We start from the raw sequence: 20,985 nt of genomic DNA, 5'->3' as shown, positions 1-20,985 counted from the left end.
GCGAACGGGGCGACCGCGCGGCCGGGCGCGGCGTCACACGAAGCGGATCGCGTTCCGCCCCGCCGCGAGCGCGGCGAACGGCCCAGCCGGGTATGCCGCGCCCCGATCCTTCCGCGCTCCCGTGAGATCGCGATCGGCCGCGATCGGCGAACCGTCGGGATCCTCGAACTGCGCGCCGACGAAGCGCACGGGCTCGAGGTCGTCGCCCGTCACGACGCCGACGGCGTCGGGCGCGAACCCCGCGGGGAGCTCGATCTCGACGACCGTCTCCTCGCCCTCCTCGCGCACCGCGACGACGGGGTCGGCGTCGAGCCGCGCCGACGCGGCGTCGCCCGCGTAGGCGCGCGCCCCCGCCGCGTACACGTTGTCGCGCAGGTAGACGGGCTGCTCGACGCCGGCGAAGCGCTCGTGGTCGCCCAGGCTCGGATCGTCGACCCGCTCGAGGTACTCGTCCATGCTCTGGGGGTGGCCGTCGTAGGCCGCCGTTCCGGGCTCGGGGCTGCGACGCGAGCCCGCGCCGTAGGCCGGCTGGCCGTCGCCCGCGAGGAAGAGGTTGCCGATCCAGCGGTCGTCCCCGCCGAGGATCGCCGCGTATCCCGCGACCTGGGTGCTGTGCGGCCGGTGGTAGGGCGTCGGGCGCTCGACGACCGGCTCGACCGCGACGGTCCCCGCGACGAGGTTGTTGAGGAAGGCCCCGCCCTGGCTGAACACCTCGAGGGAGGCCCGCGAGGCGAACAGGTTGTGGTCGGCGACGTAGGGCCCGTGGCTGACCTCGACGAAGAGGTCGCGGCTGTTCGCGTAGAGCGCGTTGCGCGTGATCCGGGTCCCCTGCGTCTGCCAGTCGAGCCAGATGCCGAGCGAGCAGTCGTGGATCCGGTTGCCGGCGATCACGACGTCGATCGCGGCGTGCAGCTTGATGCCCGCGATCTCGTGGCCGAAGAACTCGCGCTTGATCGCGATGTTCCAGATCCGGTTGCGCTCGATGGTCGAGAACACGGCCCCGAGGTGGCCGACGACGGCGTTCTGGCCGCAGTCGTGGATCCGGTTGTCGCGCACGATGTGCGACCCGATGTGCTCGGCGTCCCAGCCGATCTGGCGGGCCGAGAACACCGACTCGAGCTGGTACTGGTAGCCGGGCTTGTCGCGGCGCTCCGTCGCGAAGTCGTGCCCCGTCGAGCGCTCCTTGCCGAGGCTCACGGCCGAGCACTTGGCGTCGTGGATGTCGTTGCCCTCGATGATCCATCCCCTCGCCCAGTTCGGGCCGATGAGGCCCGGCTGGTCGGCGGTCGGGGGCGCCCAGGGCGTCGCCGCCTGCGCGAGCTCGAAGCCCCGCACGGTGATGAAGTCGACGCCGTGCGCCTCGGGCGAGAAGACCTGGCGGCGCACGTTGATCTCGACGAGCTCCGCGTTCGGGTCGACGTCGTGGAATGCCGCCCAGATCGTCGTCTCGCCCTCGCCCACCTCCGCAAACCAGCGGAAGCGGGTCTGATCCGGGTCGCGCACCGCGTCGACGGTTCCCGTCCAGTCGTCGAGGACCTCGGTGCGGATCCCCGCGTCGTCGAGCTCGGCGCGGCTCGCGGCCTCGTAGAACCCACGGCCGTTCAGGTAGACGTCGCCGAGGTGCCGCGTCGGCGCGTCGGCCGACGGAACGACCCAGTCCCCCGCGACCTCCTCGGCGAAGGGGTTCCAGTCGCCGAAGAGCGCGTTCGGCACGCGCACCGACCAGACTCCGGATCCCTCCGCTGTCCACCCCGTGACGCGCTCGGATCCCGTGATCCGCACGTGCTCGCCGGCTGCCGCCGCGTAGGTGATACGGCGCCTGTCATCGCGCCCGCCGCGCGCGGGGCGCACCCACTCGCGGTACACGCCCTCGTGCACCTCGACGGCGTCGCCCGGCATCGCGACGCGGGCCGCCCTCCCGATCGTCCGGAAGGGCGCGTCGGCGCCGCCCTCCGCCAGGTCGGAGCCCGTCGTGGCCACATGGAAAGTCGTCATCGTTCCTCGCCTCGCTCGTCATCGAACTTTATGTTGCACTTGGCAACAAACACGATGCTAGCGGCGATTCTCCGCTGGACGTCAGGCGCGCTGATCCGCCGGCAGCGCAGCGTCGAGCTCGGCGAGCCAGGCGCGGGCGTTGCCGTCGGACGGCGCGCGCCAGTCGCCGCGCGGCGAGAGCGAGCCGATGTGGCTCACCTTGGGCCCGTTGGGGACGGCGGATCGCTTGAACTGCGCGAAGCCGAAGAAGCGCTGGAGGAACACGCGCTCCCACTTCGCGATCGTCGCGAGGTCGTAGGCGAAGCGCTCCTCGTCGGGGAACCCGGGCGGCCACTCCCCGGCATCGGCGTCGCTCCACGCGTGCATCGCGAGGAAGGCGATCTTCGAGGGCCGGAATCCGTGCCGCAGCACCTGCGCCAGCGTGAAGTCGTGGAGCGCGTACGGCCCGATCGTGTCCTCGGTCGACTGCACCTTCCCGTCCTGCCCGACGGGCACGAGCTCGGGCGAGATCTCGGTGTCGAGGACCGACTGCAGGACCTCGGCCTCGGCCGCCGTGACGCCCTGCGCCTCGCCCTCCGAGATGACCCAGCGGATGAGGTGCTGGATCAGCGTCTTGGGAACGCCGCTGTTGACGGCGTAGTGGCTCATCTGGTCGCCGACGCCGTAGGTCGCCCAGCCGAGCGCGAACTCCGACAGGTCGCCCGTGCCGACGACGATGCCGCCGTTGTGGTTCGCGAGCCGGAAGAGGTAGTCGGTCCGCAGGCCGGCCTGGACGTTCTCGAAGGTCACGTCGTAGACGGCCTCGCCGGATCCCGCCGGGTGCCCCATGCGCGCGAGCATCTCGGTGGCGGCGGGGCGGATGTCGACCGTCTCGATCGCGGCGCCGACCGACTCGGCGAGGGCGATCGCGTTGGAGCGCGTGTGGTCGCTCGTCGCGAAGCCCGGCATCGTGTAGGCGAGGATCTCGCTGCGGGGCCGCCCCATGAGGTCCATCGCCCGTGCGATCACGAGGAGGGCGTGCGTCGAGTCGAGCCCGCCCGACACCCCGATGACGGGCTTCGGATCGCCGATCTGCCGCATGCGCTGCACGAGGCCCGCGACCTGGATGTTGAACGCCTCGTAGCAGTCCTGCGCGAGCCGCGCCGGGTCGTCGGGGACGAACGGGAAGCGGTCGACCGCGCGGCGCAGCCCCACGTCGCCCTTCGGCGGCCGCAGCTCGAACCCGACGCGGCGGAAGTCGGTCGACGCCGCGTGCGTGCGGCGGTTGTCGTCCTGCGTGCCCTGCCGCAGGCGGTCCTGCCGCAGCCGGTCGAGGTCGACGTCGGCGATCGAGTACGTCGGACCCTGCGGGAAGCGCTCGGTCTCGGCGAGAAGCGAGCCCGACTCGTAGATCATCGTCTGGCCGTCCCACGACAGGTCGTTCGACGACTCGCCGAGCCCGGCGGCCGCGTACGCGTAGGCCGCGTTGGTGCGTGCCGAGGCCGACTGGACGAGGAGCCGGCGGTCCTCGGCCCGCGCGATCGTGATGGGGCTGCCCGAGAGGTTCAGGAGCACCGTCGCCCCCGCGAGGGCGGCGAGCGACGACGGCGGGATCGGCACCCACATGTCCTCGCACACCTCGGCATGGACGACGAGGCCGGGGACGTCGCGCGCCTCGAAGAGGATGTCGGGGCCGAACGGCACGGCGACGTCGCCGATCGAGATCACGCCGCGCTGGTCGTCGCCCGGTGCGTACCAGCGGCGCTCGTAGAACTCGCGATAGGTCGGCAGGTACGACTTCGGCACGACGCCGAGGATCTCCCCCCGGTGGATCGCGACGGCGCAGTTGTAGACGCGGCCGCCGCGGGCGAGCGGCGCGCCGACCACGAGGAGCGGGAGGATCCACGCCGACTGCTCGCGGATCTCCTCGATCGCGTCGCGCACCCCGTCCAGCACGACGTCCTGCATCACGAGGTCGTCGATCGCGTACCCCGTGAGGCTCAGCTCGGGGAACACGGCGACCGCGACGGCCTCGCCGTCGAGGTGCCGCGCGGCCTCGATGATGGTCTGCGCGTTCGTCGCCGGGTCGGCGACCGCGACGGGGACGTGGCACGCCGCCACGCGGGCGAAGCCATGCCCGTACGCGCTCGCGAAGTCGAAGTCGGTCACGCCCCCAGTCTGTCACCGAGGCCGCGCGTGATCGCCCCCGAATCCGTCGGAACGGATCTGTGACGATCCGCGCGCTCGATCCGTCTTCCCCTGTAGAGCGTTGTCCGACGCTCTCCGGATGGCACGGCCGAGGGGCCGCGCCGCTGAACATGGAGGTGGTTCCGATGACCGCGGACGAGACGAACACGACGAACGCGACGACGAACGCCGCGCGCGCACCGCGCGTCGACAAGGCGACGGCGAGCGGCCAGGCGGCCGTCTCGCCCGAGGGCGCGTCGGAGGGGCGCACGACGATCGCCGAGGACGTCGTGGCGAAGATCGCCGGTATCGCGGCGCGCGAGGTCTCCGGCGTGCACGCGCTCGGCGGCGGCGGCGCCCGCGCGCTCGGCGCGATCCGCGATGCCGTCAACGCGACCGACCTCACGCAGGGCGTGAAGGTCGAGGTCGGCGAGACGCAGGCGGCCGCCGACATCACGATCGTCGTCGACTACCCGACGCCGATCCAGGACGTCGCTCAGAACGTCCGCGCGGCCGTGGCCGACGCCATCACCCGCCTCGTCGGGCTGCAGGTCGTCGAGGTGAACGTCGACGTGAACGACGTGCACCTGCCGAGCGACGACGCGGACGACGGCGACGACGAGTCCCGCGTCTCATGAACGCCACGCTGACGGGCGCCCTCGTCGGCACGATCCTGGCCGTCGTGGCGCTGACGTTCGGGTTCTGGGGGTTCCTGCTCGTCGCGCTCGCGATGGCGATCGGCGCCCTCGTGGGCCGCGTCGTGTCGGGCCAGCTGGATCTGCGCGCCCTCGCGGGGGCGCTGACCGGCAGGCGGACCTCGTCGTGAGCACCGCGGTCGCCCCGCCGCCGGCGCGCCCCGCCCTCCCGCACGGGGTCGTGCGGGTGCGGGAGCGCGTCGTCGACGCCGTCGTCAGGGAGGCGTCGGCGGCCGCCATCGGGGTCGCGCGGGACGAGGTCTCGACCGAGGTCTCCGAGTGGGCGGGCGGGCTCTCCGTGCGGGTCTCCGCGCGGTTCCCGATCCCCGACCTGTCCGACGCGGACGCCGTCAGGGCCGCGACCCCGATCCCCGACCGCGCGCGGGCCGTGCAGTCGTCGCTCGCGGACACGCTCGCGCGGCTGACGGGCAGGGAGATCCGGCGGGTCTCCGTCGCGATCACGGGCGCGATCGTTCCTCCGAGGAAGAGGGTGAGATAGGTGTCGGACGCAGTGCTGAGGCGCGTCGTGCGCCGCGAGACGCACTCGCCGCGCACGGCCGCGGCCGTCGTCGTGCTGGTTGCCGCCGCGCTCGCCGCGGCGTACGTCGGGGTCGAGATCGCGCTGGCGCTCTCGGGCGCCGACCCGCTGCTCGTGTCGCCGGGGCACGCGCTCGCGTGGCTCGAGCGGCTGCCGAGCACGCGGTTCGCCGCGCTGGGCGCCGTCGCGGCTCTCGCGGGGATCGTCCTGATCTGGCTGGCCGCGAGCCCCGGACGGCGGCCGAAGCACGCGATCGGCCGCGCCTCGCGGGCCGTGCTCGCCGACAACGCCGTGATCGCGTCGTCGCTCGCGGAGCGCGTGAGGCGCGAGATGGATCTCTCCCCCGGCGCGGTGGTCGTCGGCGTCGGGCACCGCCAGGCCGACGTGACGGTGCGGCCCGAGCCGGGGCAGCAGCTGGAGAGGGCGTCGGTCCGAGCGGTCGCGGAGGCGGAGCTCGACGAGTACGATCTGACACCCAGCGTCAGTGTGCGGGTGCGCGTTCTGCGGCCCGGTGGCGAGGAGGCCGCGCGATGAACGACACGAACCGAGCGGTGAACCGTGTCGTGCTGATGGTCGCGGGCGTGCTCCTCCTCGCGGCGGGCGCCGGGGCCCTCGCGGCGATGGCGTGGCCGGCCGCGGGAGACGCCTGGGCCGCCGGCGGCGCGGCCGCGATCGAGTGGATGCGGCGCGCCCACGATGCGACCCGCGTGTCCGAGGCGACGACGCTGAGCTGGTTCGTCCTCGCGCTCCTCGCGGCGCTGCTGCTCGTCGTCGTGTTCGCCCTGGTCGTCGTCGCGCGCCTCGGAGGGGGCAGGAGCGGATCCGTCGCCCGGTTCGAGCCGGGCGAGGGCGCGCAGGGCGCCGTGACGATCCGCCAGGGGTTCGCGTCCGACGCGATCGCCCGGTCGCTCGACGGCGACCGCGACATCCTCGCGTGCCGGGTCGACACGAGGGCCGTCGCGGGTGAGGACGTGCTGCACGTGAGCGTCACGCCGCGCCGCGGCACGTCGCCCGCCGCCGTCGCCTCTGCGGTGACGGCGCTCCTCGACAGCCTCGAGGTCCTGACGGGACGCGACGCACCCGCGCTCGTGTCGATCCGCTCCGGGATCCGCTCGAGGCTGGCCGGAGACCGGCCGCGGGTGACGTAATCACCCGCCGACGCATGACCACAGACCACCGCCCTCGGCACCGGGGGCGGCAGAGAAAGAGAAGGGAAGCACGACGATGAGTGCAGGGGACAAGATCAAGGCCGCGGCCGAGAAGGCCGCCGGCCACGTCAAGGAGACCGTCGGCAAGGCGACCGACAACGACGACCTCGTCGCCGAGGGCAAGGCTGACCAGGCGAAGGGCGCCGTCAAGGAGACGGTCGAGGACGTCAAGGACGTCTTCAAGAAGTGACCCTCGCCGGCGGGGCGGGCGCTCCGCCCCGCCGGCATCCCCGCAGTGCTTTCGAAAGGAACGACTCTCATGGGCTTCTTCGGTTTTCTCATCCTCGGCCTGCTCGCGGGCGCGATCGCGAAACTCATCCTCCCCGGGAAGCAGGGCGGCGGATGGTTCGTCACGCTCCTGCTCGGCGTCGTCGGGGCGCTGCTCGGCGGGTGGCTCGGCGGGCTGATCTTCGGCGTCGACCTGCAGGGATTCTTCGACCTGTCCACCTGGCTTCTCGCGATCGGCGGGTCCATCGTGGTCCTGCTGATCTACGGCCTGATCACGGGGCGCCGGTCCAAGAAGTGACGGCGGGGACGCGGGATGAGCACAGATCATCGCGATGATCCGCTGCGCTCGGCCGACGACGGCATCGTCGCCGGCCGAGCGGCCGACGGCGACGCGGCGGCGTTCGCCGCGCTCGTGCGAAGGCACACCCCCGTCATGCGCGCGTACGCGCGCCGCATCCTCTCGGGGAGCGCCGATGTCGACGACGTCGTGCAGGACGCGTTCGTGACCGCGTGGGAGCAGCTGCCCCGCCTCGAGGATCCGGGGAGCGTCAGGAGCTGGTTGATGCGGATCACGGGCCGCAAGGCCATCGACCGCATCCGCGCGGCGCGACCGCACGCCGACGTCACCGAGATCGACGCGCCGGCTCCCGAGCTCCTGGCCCCGCCGCGGCAGGCCGAGGCGCGGGCGGGCGTCGCCGCCCTCGGCGAGGCGCTCTCGAACCTCCCCGCGCCGCAGCGGGAGTGCTGGGTCCTCCGGGAGCTCGGCGGGTGCAGCTACGCGGAGATCGCCGACGAGCTCGGGATCCCGACGTCGACGGTGCGCGGCCTGCTCGCCAGGGCGCGCAGGGACCTGATTGTGCGGATGGAGGAGTGGCGATGAACGAACACGACGCGCCGGGCGACCCCGTCCTCGGCGTCGGCCCCGAGGACCTCGACGGCCACACGATCGAGGAGCTGTCCGACTACCTCGACGCCGGGCGCACGCCGCCCGACCCGTCGATCGACCGCTCGCCCGGCTGCCGCATCGCGCTCGACGCGCTCGAGAGGCTCCGGGACCTGACCCCCGAGCTGCTCGCCGCCGACACCGCGGCGGAGCCCGAGCCCGACGACGGGTGGGTGCAGCGCGTGCTCTCGGGCATCGCGCTCGACGCGCGCGCCGGCCGCCGCATCCCGCTCGACAGCGACGCGCCCGGAGCCGACCTCGGGATCACCGAGGGCGCCGTGCGCGGCGTGATCCGGGCCGCGGAGACGGCGTTCCCCGGCGTCCTCGTCGGCGCGTGCCGCTTCGACGGCGACGTCACGGTGCCCGGCGAGCCGATCCGGGTGCGCGTCGACGCCAGCGTCCCCTACGGCGAGCCGATCCCCGCGCTCGCGGGGCGGCTGCGTGTCGAGATCCGGGGGCGCCTGCGCGCCCACACGTCCATGAATCTCGCCGCGGTCGACATCGCGGTCCGAGACGTCCGCCGCCCCCGCGGCCGGGAGGAGAGCAGATGACCGACGAGCGAGAGACGCGGCTCGCCGGCGACATCGCCGAGGCGGTGCGCGAGGTCCCCGGCGTGACGGCGCTCTACTCCCCGGGAGGCGCGGCGTCGCAGCTCGTCGATGCCGGAGCGCGGGCGCTCGGCGTGCGCGCGGCGGACGCCGCGCCCGTCCGCGTGGAGCGGGATCGAGACGGAACGCGGGTCGAGGTCGCGATCGGGGCGCACGCCGCGCACGGCGGCGCCGCGACCGCCCGGCGCGTGCACGCGGCGGTACGCGCGCTGTGCGACGCGAGGGGCGCCGGCCCGTCGATCGTCCGGGTGACCGTCGTGCACGTCGACGACGGTCGTCCGGGCGATCAGGCGGCGGAGCGCGCGTTGTAGACCGTGATGGATCCGCCGTCGATCGCGGCGCGGTACTGCTCGAAGACTTCGATCGCCTCGGGCTTCGCGACGTCTACCGCCACCCGGATCCCGCGCGCCTCGAAGTCCTCGGCCCACGTCGCGATCATGGGGCCCTCGTCGAAGGTCGTGAGCTCCTCGAGCTCGGGTCCCTGGCCCGCGAGGACGAGCGAGGTGATCCCCGACCACATCGTTGCGCCGTAGCACTGCACGCAGGGGCGCCAGTTCACGACGAGCTCGTGCTCGGGCAGGCCCTCGCCGCCGAGATCCCACGTACCGAGCGCTTGCTGCGCCATGCCGATCGCCGTCACCTCGGCGTGCCCGAGGGAGATGTCGTTCGACAGCACGACGTTGACGCCGACCGAGACGATGCGGCCGCTCTCGCGCTCGACGATGATCGCGGCGAAGGGGCCGCCGTTGCCCTCACGCCAGTTGCGGTCGGCGAGCCGGTTGACGAGGGCGACTCGCTCTTCGCGGGTCGGGAGCGCCTCGGGGACCGGGGCGAGCTCGTCCTCCAGCCAGGCGGGGAGGTCGAGCGAGAACGTGTGGGCGAGCGTCGAGAACTGCATGACGCCAGAGTAGGTCGCGTTTGTTACGCGTTTTCGCCTGCCCGCTATTCGCTGCGTGCGCGTCCGAGCAGAGACCGCAGGACGAAGAACACGACGACCGCCACGAGGACCACGAGGACCGCCTTGAACAGGAACCACATCACCGAGAAGAGGGCCTGGACGATCGCGATCGCGATGACGACGGCGACGATCGCGCCGAGGACGGACCAGAAGGTCTTCACGATGCGGCCTTCGGGTCGAGGGCGAGGGATCCGGTGCGGGTCATGCCACCCAGGCTACCCGGGCGGTCAGTCCTGGTCGACGACGCTCCACCCCTCGCGGACCCGGCGCACGCGCAGCTGCGCCGGGATCTGCTCGCGCATCGCCTCGACGTGGCTGATGACGCCGACGGTGCGGCCGCCCTGGCGCAGCGCGTCGAGCGTGCGCATGGCCGATTCGAGGGTGTCGGCGTCGAGCGAGCCGAAGCCCTCGTCGACGAAGAGCGTGTCGAGGCGGACTCCCCCGGCGCGGCCCGTCACGACCTCGGCGAGCCCGAGGGCGAGGGCGAGGGACGCGAGGAACGTCTCGCCGCCCGACAGCGAGTGCGGCGGCCGGGCGCGGCCCGTGAAGGCGTCGACGACCTCGATCCCGAGGCCCGAGGCGGCGCCGCGGCGCGCGAGCGCGTCGGTGTGGCGCAGCGTGTAGCGGCCGTCGCTGACCTCGGCGAGGCGCACGTTGGCCGCCTCGACGATCTCTTCGAGCTCGGCCGCGAGCACGAAGGTCTCGAGGTTCATGCGCTGCGCGTTCGGCGGGCGCCCCGCGACGGTGTCGGCCAGGCGGGTGACGAGCTGCGCCCGGCCCGCCGCCTCGGCGATCTCGGCGCGGACGGTCTCGGCTCGCGTCCAGGCCTCGGCGAGCGCGTCGGCTGCGCGACCCGACGCCGTGCGATCCTCGACCGCCGCGTCGACGGCGGCGCGGGCGCCCGCCACGGCGGCCTCGGCGGGGGCCGTGTCGACGGGATCCGCCGGCAGCTCGGGCGGGAGGCCCGCGAGCTCGGCCTCGGCGGCGAGGCGGCGGGCGCCGCGCTCGGAGAGCTCGCGCTCGATCCGCCCGCGTGCGTCGTCGCCGCGCAGAGCGTCGCGCGCGGCGACGTCATCGCCGAAGCCCGCCGCGCCGAGCGCGTCGGCGAGGTCGGCGCGGGCTCCGGCCGCCGTGGCCGCGGCACGCTCGTACTCGCGCACGGCTTCGGCGAGGGCCGCGGCACGCGACGCGAGGCGCCGAGTCGACCCGATGCGCTCGGCGACCGACCCGAAGGGCCCGCGCGCCGCGTCGACGGCGCGGCGGTCGGCGGCGAGCTGCTGCTCGTCGGCCGCGATCCGCGCCGCGAGAGCCGCGCGCTCGGCCGTCACGGCGTCGGCCTCGTCGGCGAGCCGCCGCTGCGCTCGTTCGTGCTCGCCCAGCTGACGCTCGAGCGCCGCCTTCTCGGCGGCCGCGCTCTGCGCGTCGGCCAGTTCGTCTCGCGCCGCGATCAGGTCGCCCTCGACCTCGACCTCGGTGCGGCCGCCGGCGCGGGCCTCGGCCTCGCGGAGCGCGACCTCGGCAGCCTGCCGCGCCGTCGACGCCGCGTCGGCGGCCGCCGCAGCCGCGGCGCGCCGCGCCTCGGCATCGTCGATCGCCTCGGGCGTGACGGCGTCGTCCGAGGGCGCGGCGGGCGCGGGGTGCTCGAGCGATCCGCACACGGCGCACGCGGCGCCGGGCTCGAGCGACGCCGCGAGCTCGCCCGCGATCCCGAGCAGCCGGCGCGCGTGCAGATGGTCGACCGCCTCCTCGGCGGATCGGCGGGCGGAGACGGCCTCCGCGGCCGAGGCCGAGGCCGCGGCGTAGGCGGCGCTCCGTCGCGCGGCGTCCTGCAGCGCCCGGAACTGCTGGTCGAGAGCCGCGATGTGCTCCTCAACGCGCTCACGGTGCGCGGCACGCGCGGCCGCCTGCGCGAGCGCCTGCCGCGCCTGGTCGATGCGCTCGGGGAGCGCAGCCCGCTGCTCGGCGACGCGCGCCGCGCGGCCCTCGAGCCCGGCGAGCTCGTCACGGAGGGAGGACAGCGCGTCGTCGCGCGCCGCGAGCCGCGTCTCGCGATCGCGCAGCTCCTCCCATGCCCCCGTGCGGCGCTGCGCCTCGGCGACGTAGGCGTCGAGCTCGGCCGGAGGGGCGGCGTCTGCGGGGTCGTCGTCGGAGCGGGAGGCCGACCACGCGTCGCGCGCGCGGCTCTCCGCCCCCGCGGCCTCGGACTCGGCGTCGACGGCGACCCGCGCGGCGTCTGCGGGGCCCCGCACCGCCTCGGCCCGCCGCGCCGCCTCGAGCTCGGCGCGCAGGCCGCTCTCGCGGTCGGCCGAGGCGTCGAGTTCGGCGACGACCGCCCGAGCCGCGTCGCGGCGCACCTGGTGGTCGCGCATGGCCCGGACGGCGTCGCGCGCCCGCTCGGCCGTCTCGCGCGCCGAGCGGGCGTCGGCCTCCCGTGCCAGGGCCGCCTCGTGCGCCGAGCGCGCCGCGTCGACGGCCGCGCCGAGCCGCTCGATCGGCTCGTCGGCCTCGCCCGCGGGCCCGCCCAGCGCGCGCTCGACGTCGCCCGCCGCCTGCTCGAGCGCGGCTTCCAGGGCCTGGCGCCGCGAACCCACGCGCGCCTCGGCGTCGCGGCGCCGCGCGTCGAGCGCGCCCTCGTAGTCTTCGAATCGCCTGGTGCCGAAAAGAGTGCGGAGAAGCCGCTGCCTCTCGTCGTTCTTCGCGAGGAGAAAGTGCGCGAAGCGCCCCTGCGCGAGCAGGATCACCTGCAGGAACTGCTGCGCGCTGAGCCCGACGACCTCGTCGACGAGGGTGCCGACGTCGACGGCGCGCGCGGCCCGGCCGACCCACGCGTCGTCGACCCACTCGGACATCTCGACGCGGGCGGCCTCGGTCGTCGTGCCCTCGCCGCGCTGCTTGGGGCGCTCGTACTCGGGGCTGCGCACGATGCGCCAGCGCACGGCGTCGATCGAGAACTCGAGCGCGACCTCGGTGGGCTCGCCGAGCTCGGCGTGGTCGCTGCGCAGGCGCCTCTCGCCGTCCTCGGATCGCGGCGTCTTCCCGTAGAGCGCGAAGCACACCGCGTCGAGGATGCTCGATTTGCCGGTGCCGGTGCGCCCCGTGATGAGGAAGAGCCCGTCGGCCGCGTAGCGGTCGAGGTCGATCGTCTGCCGCGCACGGAACGGCCCGAACCCCGCGGCCTCGACGCTGTGGATCCTCATGCCGTCTGCTCCGCGGCCCGGCGCTCGCCGATCACCTCGGCGATGAGCGCGCGCTCGTCGCCGCTCGCCCCCTCACCGCGCCGGACGAAGTCGAGGAAGTCGCCCACGATCTGCTGGTCGGGGGCGGCGCGGCCGACGCGCTCGCGATACGAGCGGCGCGGCTCGTCGCCCGCGCCGGCGGGATCGTGCTGGATCGCCGCGCAGAACGGGAAGCGCGCCTGGAGGCGGCGCATCGGATCGGGCTGAGGCACGCGGTCGGTCAGCACGGCGCACACCCAGCTCTCGGTGTGCGCGTCATGGGCGGGATCCTCGAGCAGCTCGGCGAGCGTGCCTCGGAGCGTCACGAGCGGCCGCGGCACGGGGAGGCCGAGCCACTGCGCGTCGACGAACCCGTCGTCGTCGATGTCGACGAGCCAGGACCCGCGGGGCTTGGAGCCCTCGCCGAAGCTGTAGTGCAGCGGCGCCCCCGAGTACCGCACGCGGTCTTCGAGCACCGCGCGGCCGTGGATGTGGCCGAGCGCGACGTAGCTCGGCCCCGCGAGATCTGCGAGCGGCACGACGTCGAGGGATCCCTGGCGCAGGTCGGCGCGGACCTCGCGCTCGAGCTGCGGCGTCGGCTCGACGCCGGCCGCGAAGCAGTGCGCGATCGCGACCGAGGGGCGGTCGCGGCCCGCGCGCGCGGCGTTCACGAGCCCCATCGCGTGCCGCACCGCCTGCTCCTGCGTGCGGACCCCGGCCTCGGGCCAGACGCCGCGCACGAGCGCGGGCTCGAGGTAGGGGATGCCGTAGAAGTCGACCCCGCGGATCGTGATCGGATCTCCGATCGACGCGGGGTCGGTCACGACGTGCACCCCCGCCGCACCGAGGAAGGGCGCCTGGAAGCCGAGTCGCGCCGCCGAGTCGTGGTTGCCGCTCGTCATGACGACGTGTGCGCCGGCCTCGCGGATGCGCCGCAGCACGTCGGTCAGCAGCGTGTACGCGCCCGCGGCGGGCGTCGCCGAGTCGAACACGTCGCCCGCCACGACGACGACGTCGACGCCGTGCTCGTCGACCTGGTCGACGATGGCGCCCAGAACGCCCGCGAGCGCCTCGAGCGTCGCGTTGCCGTGGAACGACCGGCCGATGTGCCAGTCGGACGTGTGCAGGATCCTCATGCGACGCACCATACGGTCCACCTCCGACACGCGAACGGCGGCCTCAGTCGAGACCGACCTTCGGCTTGGCCCACGACCGGCCCTTGGTGTCCTTGACGATGTCGTACTCGACGTCGACGTGGGGCTCGATCGCGCTGTACTTGTCGTTCGGGGCGCCGATGACGAGCTGGAACCCCAGACCGCGCCAGGCCCCGATCGCGCGCTTCGTGAAGTGGGCGTCGGCCTTGATGAGCGCCTCGTCCATGAAGACCGGCGCGTACCGCGGCCGCTCCGCCCCCGCGTCGCCGAGCTGGTAGCGCAGGGCGGCGCCGACGATGAAGGCGATGAGCTCCTGCGACTCGCCTCCCGACTTCTCCCCGATGTGGTCGTAGAGCGCCTGGTGAGCCTTCGTCACGGCGTCGACCCGCTCGGCGCTGACCCGCACGTGCTGCCGCACGTCGACGAGGTCGGCGAAGTCGGGGGCCTCGCGGCGGAAGCGCGAGATGAGCTTCGCCATCCGCTCGTATACGCGCTCGCGGTCGCCGTCGCTCTCGGCCGCCTCGATCGCGGCCCGGACGTCGCGCAGCTCGCGGCGGAAGCGCCGGCGGCCCTCCGACTGCGCCTCGCGCGTGACGATCTGCAGGCGGCTCGCCTCGTCGGCGAACGGGAGATCCTGCATGATCCGGTTGATGGGGTCGATCCGCTCGCGGATCTCGCGCATCGCACGGCTCAGGGATCCGTCGAGGTTCGCGAGGTCGTTGCCCGAGAGGTTCAGGAGGCTCTCGCGCCACTCGGCCTCGAGCTCGTGCAGCCCGCTCGTCTCGAGCGCCTCGAGGATCCGCTCGAAGTCGCCGACGGATGCGTCGGGGTCGGCGAGGAGGTTCGGGTTGGGCCAGCGCGCGAGGAAGCCCTGCATGAGCCGGCGCATGCTCTCGCGCTGCTCTCCGTGCGCCTCGACGGCGGCGCGGCGGTCCTCGAGGAGGCGGTGCGTCGCGGTCTGGAGAGCCGCGTCGAAGCGGTCGAGCGCCGCGGCGGGCGACGGCTCGTCGTGCTCCTCGTACACGAAGCGCTCGTCGAGGTAGGCCGTCTGCGCCGCCGTGAGCGCGCGCTCGGCGCGCTCGGCGTCGTCGATGACGGCCTGGCTCGCGTCGACGTCGTCGACGACGTCGCCCCACCGGGTTCCGATCTGCTCGGCCTCGACCGCGGCGCGCGCGACCTCGGCGCGCAGCCGCTCGGACCGCGCCCGCGCGTCGTCGATCTGCCTCTGCAGGCCCGCGATCTCGGGGCTGTCGGCGGCGACCTCCTGCGCGAGAGCCGTCCAGCGCTCGCGGTCGGCCTCCGCCGACGCCGTGTCGACCTGGTCCCACGTGACGTCGGCGATCTTCTCGAACGCCGAGCGCCGCGCGTCGACCTCGTCGAGCGCCCGCTCGGCCGTCTCGACGCCCAGCTCGGCGTCGCGCAGGCGCGCCTCGGCCTCGAAGCGCGCGCGCTCGAGCTCGCGCTGGCGACGCCCGGCCGAGAACCCGAGGACGCTGCGGCGCCCGTGGCCGCCGTGGGATCCGCGGGATCCCTCCGACACCTGGCCGCCGATCGTCAACGCGCGCCGATGCCGCCCGAACTCGGCGGCGCTGTCGACGCACACGAAGGCGTAGCGGTCGTCGAGGCGCTGGCGGAGCCACCCCGTGAACGGGGTCTCGCGGAAGTCGAGGCGGCCCGGAAGCGTGCGGGCGTCGGCGGGCGCGGGAGCCGGGATCCCCGTCTCGACGCCCTCGTAGCGCAGGCGCTCGCCCGTGCGGACGCCCTCGATCGCGGCGCGGAACGCCGGGAGGCGCTCGGCGTCGACGAGCAGGGTCGTCGCGAAGCCCCCGAGCGCGAGCCCGAACGCCTCGCGCCACGGCTCGAACTCCGTGCGCACCTCGACGAGCTCGGCGACGAACGGCAGGTCGTCGGGCGCGAGCCCCGCCGCGTCGGCGAGCTCGCGGCGTGCGCGGTCGAGGTGCGAGGGGATCGCGCCCGTCGCGCCCTGCGACGCGCGCATCTCGGCGTCGATCTCGCCGAGCGCCGACCGCGCGGCCGTGCGCTCGGCCGCGGCGTCGACGAACGCCTCGCGCGCGGCCCCGCGGGCGTCGCGATCCGCGAGCGCCCTCCGCGCCGCGCCCGCGAGCGCGTCGAACTCCTCGCGCGTCGCGGCGCTCGCCCCGAGCGACGCGACGTCGGCGTCGAAGATCTCGCGGCGGCGCTCGGCAGCGGCGAGGCGCCGCTCGGCGTCGCGCAGCTCGCGCTGGGCGGTCTCGAGGCGGTCTCCCCCGGCGTTCCGGAGCACCTCCACGAGGCCGTCGCGTTCGGCGTCCGCGGCGTCGGCGAGCGCCTGCTTCTCGCGGCGGACGGCGTCGATCTCGCGCGTGCGGCGGCCGAGCTCGCCCTCGACGTCGCGCAGCAGGTCGAGCCGGCGGCGCGCGCGCCAGAGGGCGGCGAGCGAGGAGGCGTCCGACACGTCGCCCACCTCGTCGATGAGCCGCTCGCGCTCGGCGGCGGCGCGGATTCGCTCGCGCAGCCCGCGGATCGGCGCGATGGCGTCGACCTGCGCCCGCGCGACGAGCATGCGGGTGCGCGTCGCGTCGAGCTCGTCGAAGTGCGCGACGACGGCGTCGGCGGTCACGAGCGTCTCGGGCTCCTCGAGCACCATGCGCTTGTAGAGGTCGTCGACCGTCGTGATCTGCTGGCCCGCCTGGATCCGCGCGAGCAGGCTCATCGCCTTCGCGCCCGCGCCCGCGGCGCCGATGCCGAGGACGGCGTGCAGGCGCGCGGAGAACTCGCGGTCGGTCGCGACAGGGTCGAGCCCCGCCGCGCGCAGCGCCGTGTCGCTGAAGCGCCGCGCGGCCGCCTCCTCGAGCGCCGCGAGGTCGAACGCGCCGTCGACGGTGGCGCGCACGCGCACGGCCTCCTCGAGAACGCGCGCGGTCGCCGGGACGTACCAGGCGCGGACGGCCGTGAAGCGGGATCCGTCGTGGTCGATCCACGTCATCGAGACGGCCGTCCACGTGTCCTCGCCGTCGCCGCGCAGGACGCGCACCTTCGTGCCGTCGTCGGTGCGGGTCTCGTCGATCTTGCCGCGGCTGTACGACAGGATGTTGCGCTGGTCCTCGCCGCGCGGGCGCCCCGTCACGCCGCCGTTCGACGCCCCGTTGAAGGGCGTCGTGTGGGGCATCATGAGCGCGATGTAGGCGTCCATGAGCGTCGACTTGCCCGTGCCGGATCCGCCCACGAGGAGCGTCGCCGTCGGCGAGAAGCGCACGCGGTGATGGCCGTCGTATCCGCCCCAGTTCACGAGCTGCAGCTCGCCCGCGAGCCACTGCTGGCCGCGCGATCCCGCGGGGATCAGCCCGAACAGGGTCTCGAGCATCGTCACCTGGCGTCCTCCTCGTCCTCTTCCGCCCCGCGCTCGCGCAACCAGTCGCGCAGCTCGCGGAGCTTCTCGGCGCTCATGACGATCTCGATGAGCGGGCTGATCCGGTACCGGCCCGCCGTCTCCTCGTCGATGACGCCCTCGCGGTCGAGGCGCTCGACCGCCGCGCGGACGGCGCGCTGGCGCCGGGCGGTGTCGCCGTCGTCGCCGGCGAAGTAGCTGAGCACCGTCTGCTCGATGTCCTCGATGTCGACCCGCGCGGCGGGCTCCCCCGCGACGTGCTCGCGCTGGAAGACCGTGCGCAGGTGCACGAGCACGAGGGTCTCGGTGCGGCTGTACGCCTGGTCGCGCAGGAGGATCGGAACGTCGATCTCGTCGCCGCGCACCTGCTGCTTGTAGGCGAAGCCGCGGTCGTGGTCGACGACGAGGCGCACGAACAGGTCGTTGAGGCGCGACTCGACGAGGGCCTGGTTGTCGAGGAGCGTCGTCCACTCGGCGCGGTTGCGCTCGGCCGAGAGGAAGCGGCGCTGGAGCACGTGCACGAGGACGCGGCGCACGTCGGCGTCGAGGACGCCGCGGTCCCCGGCGAACAGCTCGTCGGGGTCCTCCTCCATCGCGACGGGGTCGATGAACGGTGCGTCAGTCATCGGTCTGCTCCTTCTTCGCGCGCGCGGAGACGGCCCCGAACGCGAATCTCCTCGTCGTGCCGTCGGGCCGGAGGGCCTCGGCGTACGAGATCTCCCCGCCGTCCTCCGTGTCGCCGCGCAGGGTGATCTCGAGCAGGCCGACGAGGTCGACGGGGCGGCGCGACGGGGATCCCGCGAACGCCTCTGCCAGATCGAAGTCGCCGAGGCCCCGGACGTACTCCTCGAGCTCGGCGTAGTGCGGGCCGCCCCACGCGCGGGTGTCGCCGTCGATGAGCTCGACGTCGTCGGCCTCGGTCAGCGGCGCGGGCGCGCCGGGCGGGCGGATGTCGCCGAGCGTCTGGCGCAGCTGCCCGACGTCGACCGTCGGGAGGCTGCCGAGGGGATCCACGGATCCGTCGCCCTGCCACGCCTGCAGGCCGGCCATGACGTCGCGGAGCAGGTCGTCGACCTGCCGGTCGCGAACCGGATCGTGCGTGCGCACCTGCTGCGTGATGACGTGCGAGGCGCGGCGCTGGGCCGTGAGGACGTCCTCGACGCCCTGCTCGACGCGGCGCGCGATGGCGTCGAGCTCGACGCGCTGGGCGGGGTCGAGCAGGCGCGAGAAGGGCTGCGCGAGCAGCGCGTGGAGGTCGCCCGTGAGGTCGTCGATGCGGTCGGGATCCCCGATGAGGCGCAGGGCGCCCGCGAAGGCGCGGCCCTCGGGCGTCGCCTGCATGATGTGCTGACCGCGCTCGAGGTACTCGCGCAGCACCTCGCCCGTCGGCCGCACGTCGCGGCGGAGGTCGGCGACGACATCGCGCTGCATCTGCTTGATCGACTCGGCGACGCGCGTGAAGTCGGCCGGAAGCTCGCGCGCGAGGTGGAGGACGTTCTCGGCCTCCTCGAGCAGCTCCTCGTCGTCGAGCGGCTCGTGCTCGCCCTGCTCGAGGCGGGCGATCTCCTGCTCGAGGCGCCGCTTCTCGCCCGTGAGGCGCTCGAGGCGGCGCTCCGGATCCAGGTCGGCGTCGCCCGCGAGCCGGTCGACGGCGTCGAGGAGCGTGCGCACGCGCGACGTCGAGACGCGGGTGCGGCCGCCCGTGCGGCCCGTGATCTCGAGCGCGCCCACCGCGTGCGCGGAGAGGCGGTAGACCTCGACGTCGTCCTCGATCTGCGGGATCAGCCACCCGACGCGCACCCAGTAGCGGCAGATCTCGCGCGCCTGGCCGGCCGGAAGGCCGCGATCGTCGTCGTCGTAGCCGGCGGCGCGCAGCTCGCCGAGGATCTCGTCGACCTCGACGTGCGCGTCGCTCACCGCGACGGCGGGGCGGTCGGCGGTGAAGATGCTCGTGAGCGCGGCGACGACGAACGGCGCCTGGCGGCCGTGCAGCAGGTCGAGGGTCGGCGTCCGGAACGCCGCGAGCGCGCGCTGATAGGCGGCTTCCGCGCGGGTTCGAGTCACCCGTCGAGATTACGCGACCGCGACGTCGCACCTTCTCGGTACTGTTCAGGCATGGCAGCGTCTGAGTCCGAATTGGCCCGCCTCCGCGCCGAGGCAGAGAAGGCGGCCGCCGCGCTCGCCGAGGCCGAGAAGGCGGCGGCCGAGGCCGCGGCGGAACCGGAGCCGGTTCCCGCTCCCGAGCCCGCTCCCCCGGCCGCGACATGCGACGGCCCGCTCCCGGCCGAGGGCGTCGAGGCGATCCGCGCCGGCTACGCCTTCGAGGGGTCGACGCTCGACGTCGGGGCGCTCGTCAACGGATCCCCCGTCGCCGACGCGCAGATCCGGATCCCGCTCGGCATGATGAACCGCCACGGCCTGATCGCGGGCGCGACGGGAACCGGCAAGACCCGCACGCTGCAGGGCATCGCCGAGCAGCTCGCCGACAAGGGCGTCCCCGTCTTCGCGGCCGACATGAAGGGCGACCTCTCGGGCGTCGCGGTTCCGGGCGAGGCGAGCGAGAAGCTCACGGCGCGCACCTCGGCGATCGGGCAGGAGTGGCAGGCGAAGGCGTCGGCCGTCGAGTTCTTCGCCCTCGGCGGCGACCGCGCGTCGAACGCCGGAGTCGGCGTGCCGATCCGCGCGTCGGTCAGCGGGTTCGGGCCGCTGCTGCTGAGCAAGGTCCTGGGGCTCAACGCCACGCAGGAGTCGAGCCTGCAGCTCGTCTTCCACTACGCCGACCGGAACGGGCTCGCGCTCGTCGACCTCGAGGATCTGCGATCCGTCCTCGCCTACCTCACGAGCGACGAGGGCAAGCCCGAGCTCGAGGGCATCGGAGGGATCTCGAAGGCCACGGCCGGCGTGATCCTGCGCGAGCTCGTGGCCTTCGCGGCCGACGGCGCCGAGCAGTTCTTCGGCGTCCCCGAGTTCGACGTGACCGACCTGATCCGCACGGCCCCCGACGGACGCGGCGTCCTGAGCCTCCTGGAACTGCCCGGCGTCGCGTCGAAGCCCGCGCTGTTCTCGACATTCCTCATGTACCTGCTCGCCGAGCTGTACGAGGTGCTGCCCGAGGTCGGCGACCAGGACAAGCCGAAGCTCGTGTTCTTCTTCGACGAGGCGCACCTTCTCTTCACGGACGCGTCGAAGGACTTCCTCGCGTCGATCGTGCAGACGGTGCGGCTCATCCGCTCGAAGGGCGTCGGGGTGTTCTTCATCACGCAGACCCCGAAGGACGTGCCGGGCGACGTGCTCGCGCAGCTCGGGTCGCGGATCCAGCACGCGCTGCGCGCCTTCACGCCCGACGACCAGAAGGCGCTCTCGGCGACGGTCCGCACCTACCCGAAGTCGGGCTACGACCTCGAGCAGGTGCTGCTGGGGCTCGGCACGGGCGAGGCGATCGTCACGGTGATGAGCGAGAAGGGCGCGCCGACCCCCGTCGCGTGGACGCGGGTCCGGGCGCCGCAGGGCCTCATGACGACGGCCCCCGACGGCACGATCGCCTCGGTCGTCGCGGCGTCTCCCCTTCTCCAGACGTACGGAGACCCCGTGGATCCCGAGTCGGCCCACGAGATCCTCACCGCGCGGCTGAGCAAGGCCGAGGAGGAGGAGCGGGCCGCCGAGGAGGCCGCCGCGGTCGCGAAGTCCCGCGCCGAGGCCGACAAGGAGTACGAGCGCCAGCTCAAGGCGATCCGCGCCGAGGAGCGCCGCTCCGAACCGCGCAAGCGCACGACCTCCTCCCGCGCCCCGAAGTCGCCCCTCGAGCAGGTGCTCGGATCCGCCCTCACCCGCACCGTGGTGTCGGGCGTGGTCCGCGGCCTCTTCGGGACCGGGCGGCGGCGCTGACGCG

The 20,985-nt window shown here is 74.1% G+C and carries 20 protein-coding genes; 11 read left to right on the top strand and 9 right to left on the bottom strand.

From position 1 onward, the window contains the following. Positions 1 to 33 precede the first annotated feature (33 nt). Positions 34 to 1,995, bottom strand: a complete 1,962-nt coding sequence (locus H576_RS0108420) for a right-handed parallel beta-helix repeat-containing protein (RefSeq protein ID WP_029150574.1) — start codon at positions 1,993 to 1,995, stop codon at positions 34 to 36. Between the two features lie 81 nt (positions 1,996 to 2,076). Next, positions 2,077 to 4,143 (bottom strand): NAD(+) synthase, encoded by a 2,067-nt coding sequence (locus H576_RS0108415; RefSeq protein WP_029150573.1) that lies wholly within the window; start codon positions 4,141 to 4,143, stop codon positions 2,077 to 2,079. 164 nt (positions 4,144 to 4,307) lie between these two features. Here H576_RS0108415 and H576_RS0108410 point away from each other — a divergent pair, with 164 nt between their 5' ends. The 10 genes from H576_RS0108410 to H576_RS14980 all read left to right on the top strand — a co-directional run bounded on the left by H576_RS0108410 (position 4,308) and on the right by H576_RS14980 (position 8,692). Further along, entirely contained in the window at positions 4,308 to 4,799 is a 492-nt protein-coding gene (locus H576_RS0108410) for an Asp23/Gls24 family envelope stress response protein (protein ID WP_029150572.1), read from the top strand. Next, complete coding sequence (locus tag H576_RS0108405; protein WP_029150571.1) at positions 4,796 to 4,987, top strand: DUF2273 domain-containing protein; 192 nt, start codon at positions 4,796 to 4,798, stop codon at positions 4,985 to 4,987. Before H576_RS0108410 ends, H576_RS0108405 begins: the two co-directional genes overlap by 4 nt. Further along, positions 4,984 to 5,355: a hypothetical protein gene (locus H576_RS0108400; RefSeq protein WP_029150570.1), complete on the top strand. Its 372-nt coding sequence runs from the start codon at positions 4,984 to 4,986 to the stop codon at positions 5,353 to 5,355. The genes H576_RS0108405 and H576_RS0108400 overlap by 4 nt, the downstream gene beginning before the upstream one ends. Further along, on the top strand, positions 5,356 to 5,928 hold the full coding sequence (locus H576_RS0108395; protein ID WP_029150569.1) for a hypothetical protein: 573 nt from the start codon (positions 5,356 to 5,358) through the stop codon (positions 5,926 to 5,928). It begins immediately after the preceding gene. Continuing rightward, on the top strand, positions 5,925 to 6,542 hold the full coding sequence (locus H576_RS0108390; RefSeq protein ID WP_029150568.1) for a hypothetical protein: 618 nt from the start codon (positions 5,925 to 5,927) through the stop codon (positions 6,540 to 6,542). Before H576_RS0108395 ends, H576_RS0108390 begins: the two co-directional genes overlap by 4 nt. Before the next feature lie 76 nt (positions 6,543 to 6,618). Continuing rightward, positions 6,619 to 6,792 carry a CsbD family protein gene (locus H576_RS0108385; RefSeq protein WP_029150567.1) on the top strand — a complete coding sequence of 58 codons (174 nt, stop codon included), beginning with the start codon at positions 6,619 to 6,621 and terminating at the stop codon, positions 6,790 to 6,792. Between the two features lie 69 nt (positions 6,793 to 6,861). After that, on the top strand, positions 6,862 to 7,128 hold the full coding sequence (locus H576_RS0108380) for a GlsB/YeaQ/YmgE family stress response membrane protein (protein ID WP_029150566.1): 267 nt from the start codon (positions 6,862 to 6,864) through the stop codon (positions 7,126 to 7,128). Between the two features lie 15 nt (positions 7,129 to 7,143). After that, positions 7,144 to 7,710 (top strand): RNA polymerase sigma factor, encoded by a 567-nt coding sequence (locus tag H576_RS0108375; RefSeq protein WP_051172458.1) that lies wholly within the window; start codon positions 7,144 to 7,146, stop codon positions 7,708 to 7,710. Then, on the top strand, positions 7,707 to 8,324 hold the full coding sequence (locus H576_RS0108370) for an Asp23/Gls24 family envelope stress response protein (RefSeq protein WP_029150564.1): 618 nt from the start codon (positions 7,707 to 7,709) through the stop codon (positions 8,322 to 8,324). The genes H576_RS0108375 and H576_RS0108370 overlap by 4 nt, the downstream gene beginning before the upstream one ends. Further along, a complete protein-coding gene (locus H576_RS14980) occupies positions 8,321 to 8,692 on the top strand; it encodes a hypothetical protein (RefSeq protein ID WP_051172456.1) in 372 nt (123 codons plus the stop codon). Before H576_RS0108370 ends, H576_RS14980 begins: the two co-directional genes overlap by 4 nt. Here the strand turns inward: H576_RS14980 and H576_RS0108360 are convergent. From H576_RS0108360 to H576_RS0108330, 7 genes are all read right to left on the bottom strand, one after another. After that, a complete protein-coding gene (locus H576_RS0108360; RefSeq protein ID WP_029150563.1) occupies positions 8,668 to 9,279 on the bottom strand; it encodes a tRNA-specific adenosine deaminase in 612 nt (203 codons plus the stop codon). The genes H576_RS14980 and H576_RS0108360 overlap by 25 nt on opposite strands. A 44-nt stretch (positions 9,280 to 9,323) precedes the next feature. Further along, on the bottom strand, positions 9,324 to 9,500 hold the full coding sequence (locus H576_RS0108355) for a hypothetical protein (protein ID WP_245559145.1): 177 nt from the start codon (positions 9,498 to 9,500) through the stop codon (positions 9,324 to 9,326). A 66-nt stretch (positions 9,501 to 9,566) separates the two neighbouring features. Then, positions 9,567 to 12,536, bottom strand: coding sequence for an AAA family ATPase (locus tag H576_RS0108350; RefSeq protein ID WP_029150561.1), 2,970 nt, complete (start codon positions 12,534 to 12,536; stop codon positions 9,567 to 9,569). Continuing rightward, the gene (locus H576_RS0108345; RefSeq protein WP_029150560.1) at positions 12,533 to 13,690 is read right to left on the bottom strand and encodes an exonuclease SbcCD subunit D; all 1,158 of its coding nucleotides are present in this window, start codon (positions 13,688 to 13,690) and stop codon (positions 12,533 to 12,535) included. The genes H576_RS0108350 and H576_RS0108345 overlap by 4 nt, the downstream gene beginning before the upstream one ends. A gap of 43 nt (positions 13,691 to 13,733) precedes the next feature. Beyond that, complete coding sequence (locus H576_RS0108340) at positions 13,734 to 17,078, bottom strand: ATP-binding protein (RefSeq protein WP_029150559.1); 3,345 nt, start codon at positions 17,076 to 17,078, stop codon at positions 13,734 to 13,736. Beyond that, positions 17,075 to 17,722 carry a DUF4194 domain-containing protein gene (locus H576_RS0108335; RefSeq protein WP_029150558.1) on the bottom strand — a complete coding sequence of 216 codons (648 nt, stop codon included), beginning with the start codon at positions 17,720 to 17,722 and terminating at the stop codon, positions 17,075 to 17,077. The genes H576_RS0108340 and H576_RS0108335 overlap by 4 nt, the downstream gene beginning before the upstream one ends. Further along, a complete protein-coding gene (locus H576_RS0108330; protein ID WP_029150557.1) occupies positions 17,715 to 19,160 on the bottom strand; it encodes a DUF3375 domain-containing protein in 1,446 nt (481 codons plus the stop codon). The genes H576_RS0108335 and H576_RS0108330 overlap by 8 nt, the downstream gene beginning before the upstream one ends. Before the next feature lie 51 nt (positions 19,161 to 19,211). On the opposite strand from H576_RS0108330, the gene H576_RS0108325 reads away from it, so the two are divergent. Next, complete coding sequence (locus H576_RS0108325) at positions 19,212 to 20,981, top strand: helicase HerA-like domain-containing protein (RefSeq protein ID WP_029150556.1); 1,770 nt, start codon at positions 19,212 to 19,214, stop codon at positions 20,979 to 20,981. Positions 20,982 to 20,985 lie beyond the last annotated feature (4 nt).

Origin of the sequence: Microbacterium indicum DSM 19969, assembly GCF_000422385.1 — a bacterium.
Classification (GTDB): Bacteria; Actinomycetota; Actinomycetes; order Actinomycetales; family Microbacteriaceae; genus Microbacterium; species Microbacterium indicum.
Note: the sequence above shows the minus strand (reverse complement) of the source record. Positions and strands in the feature narration are given on the sequence as shown.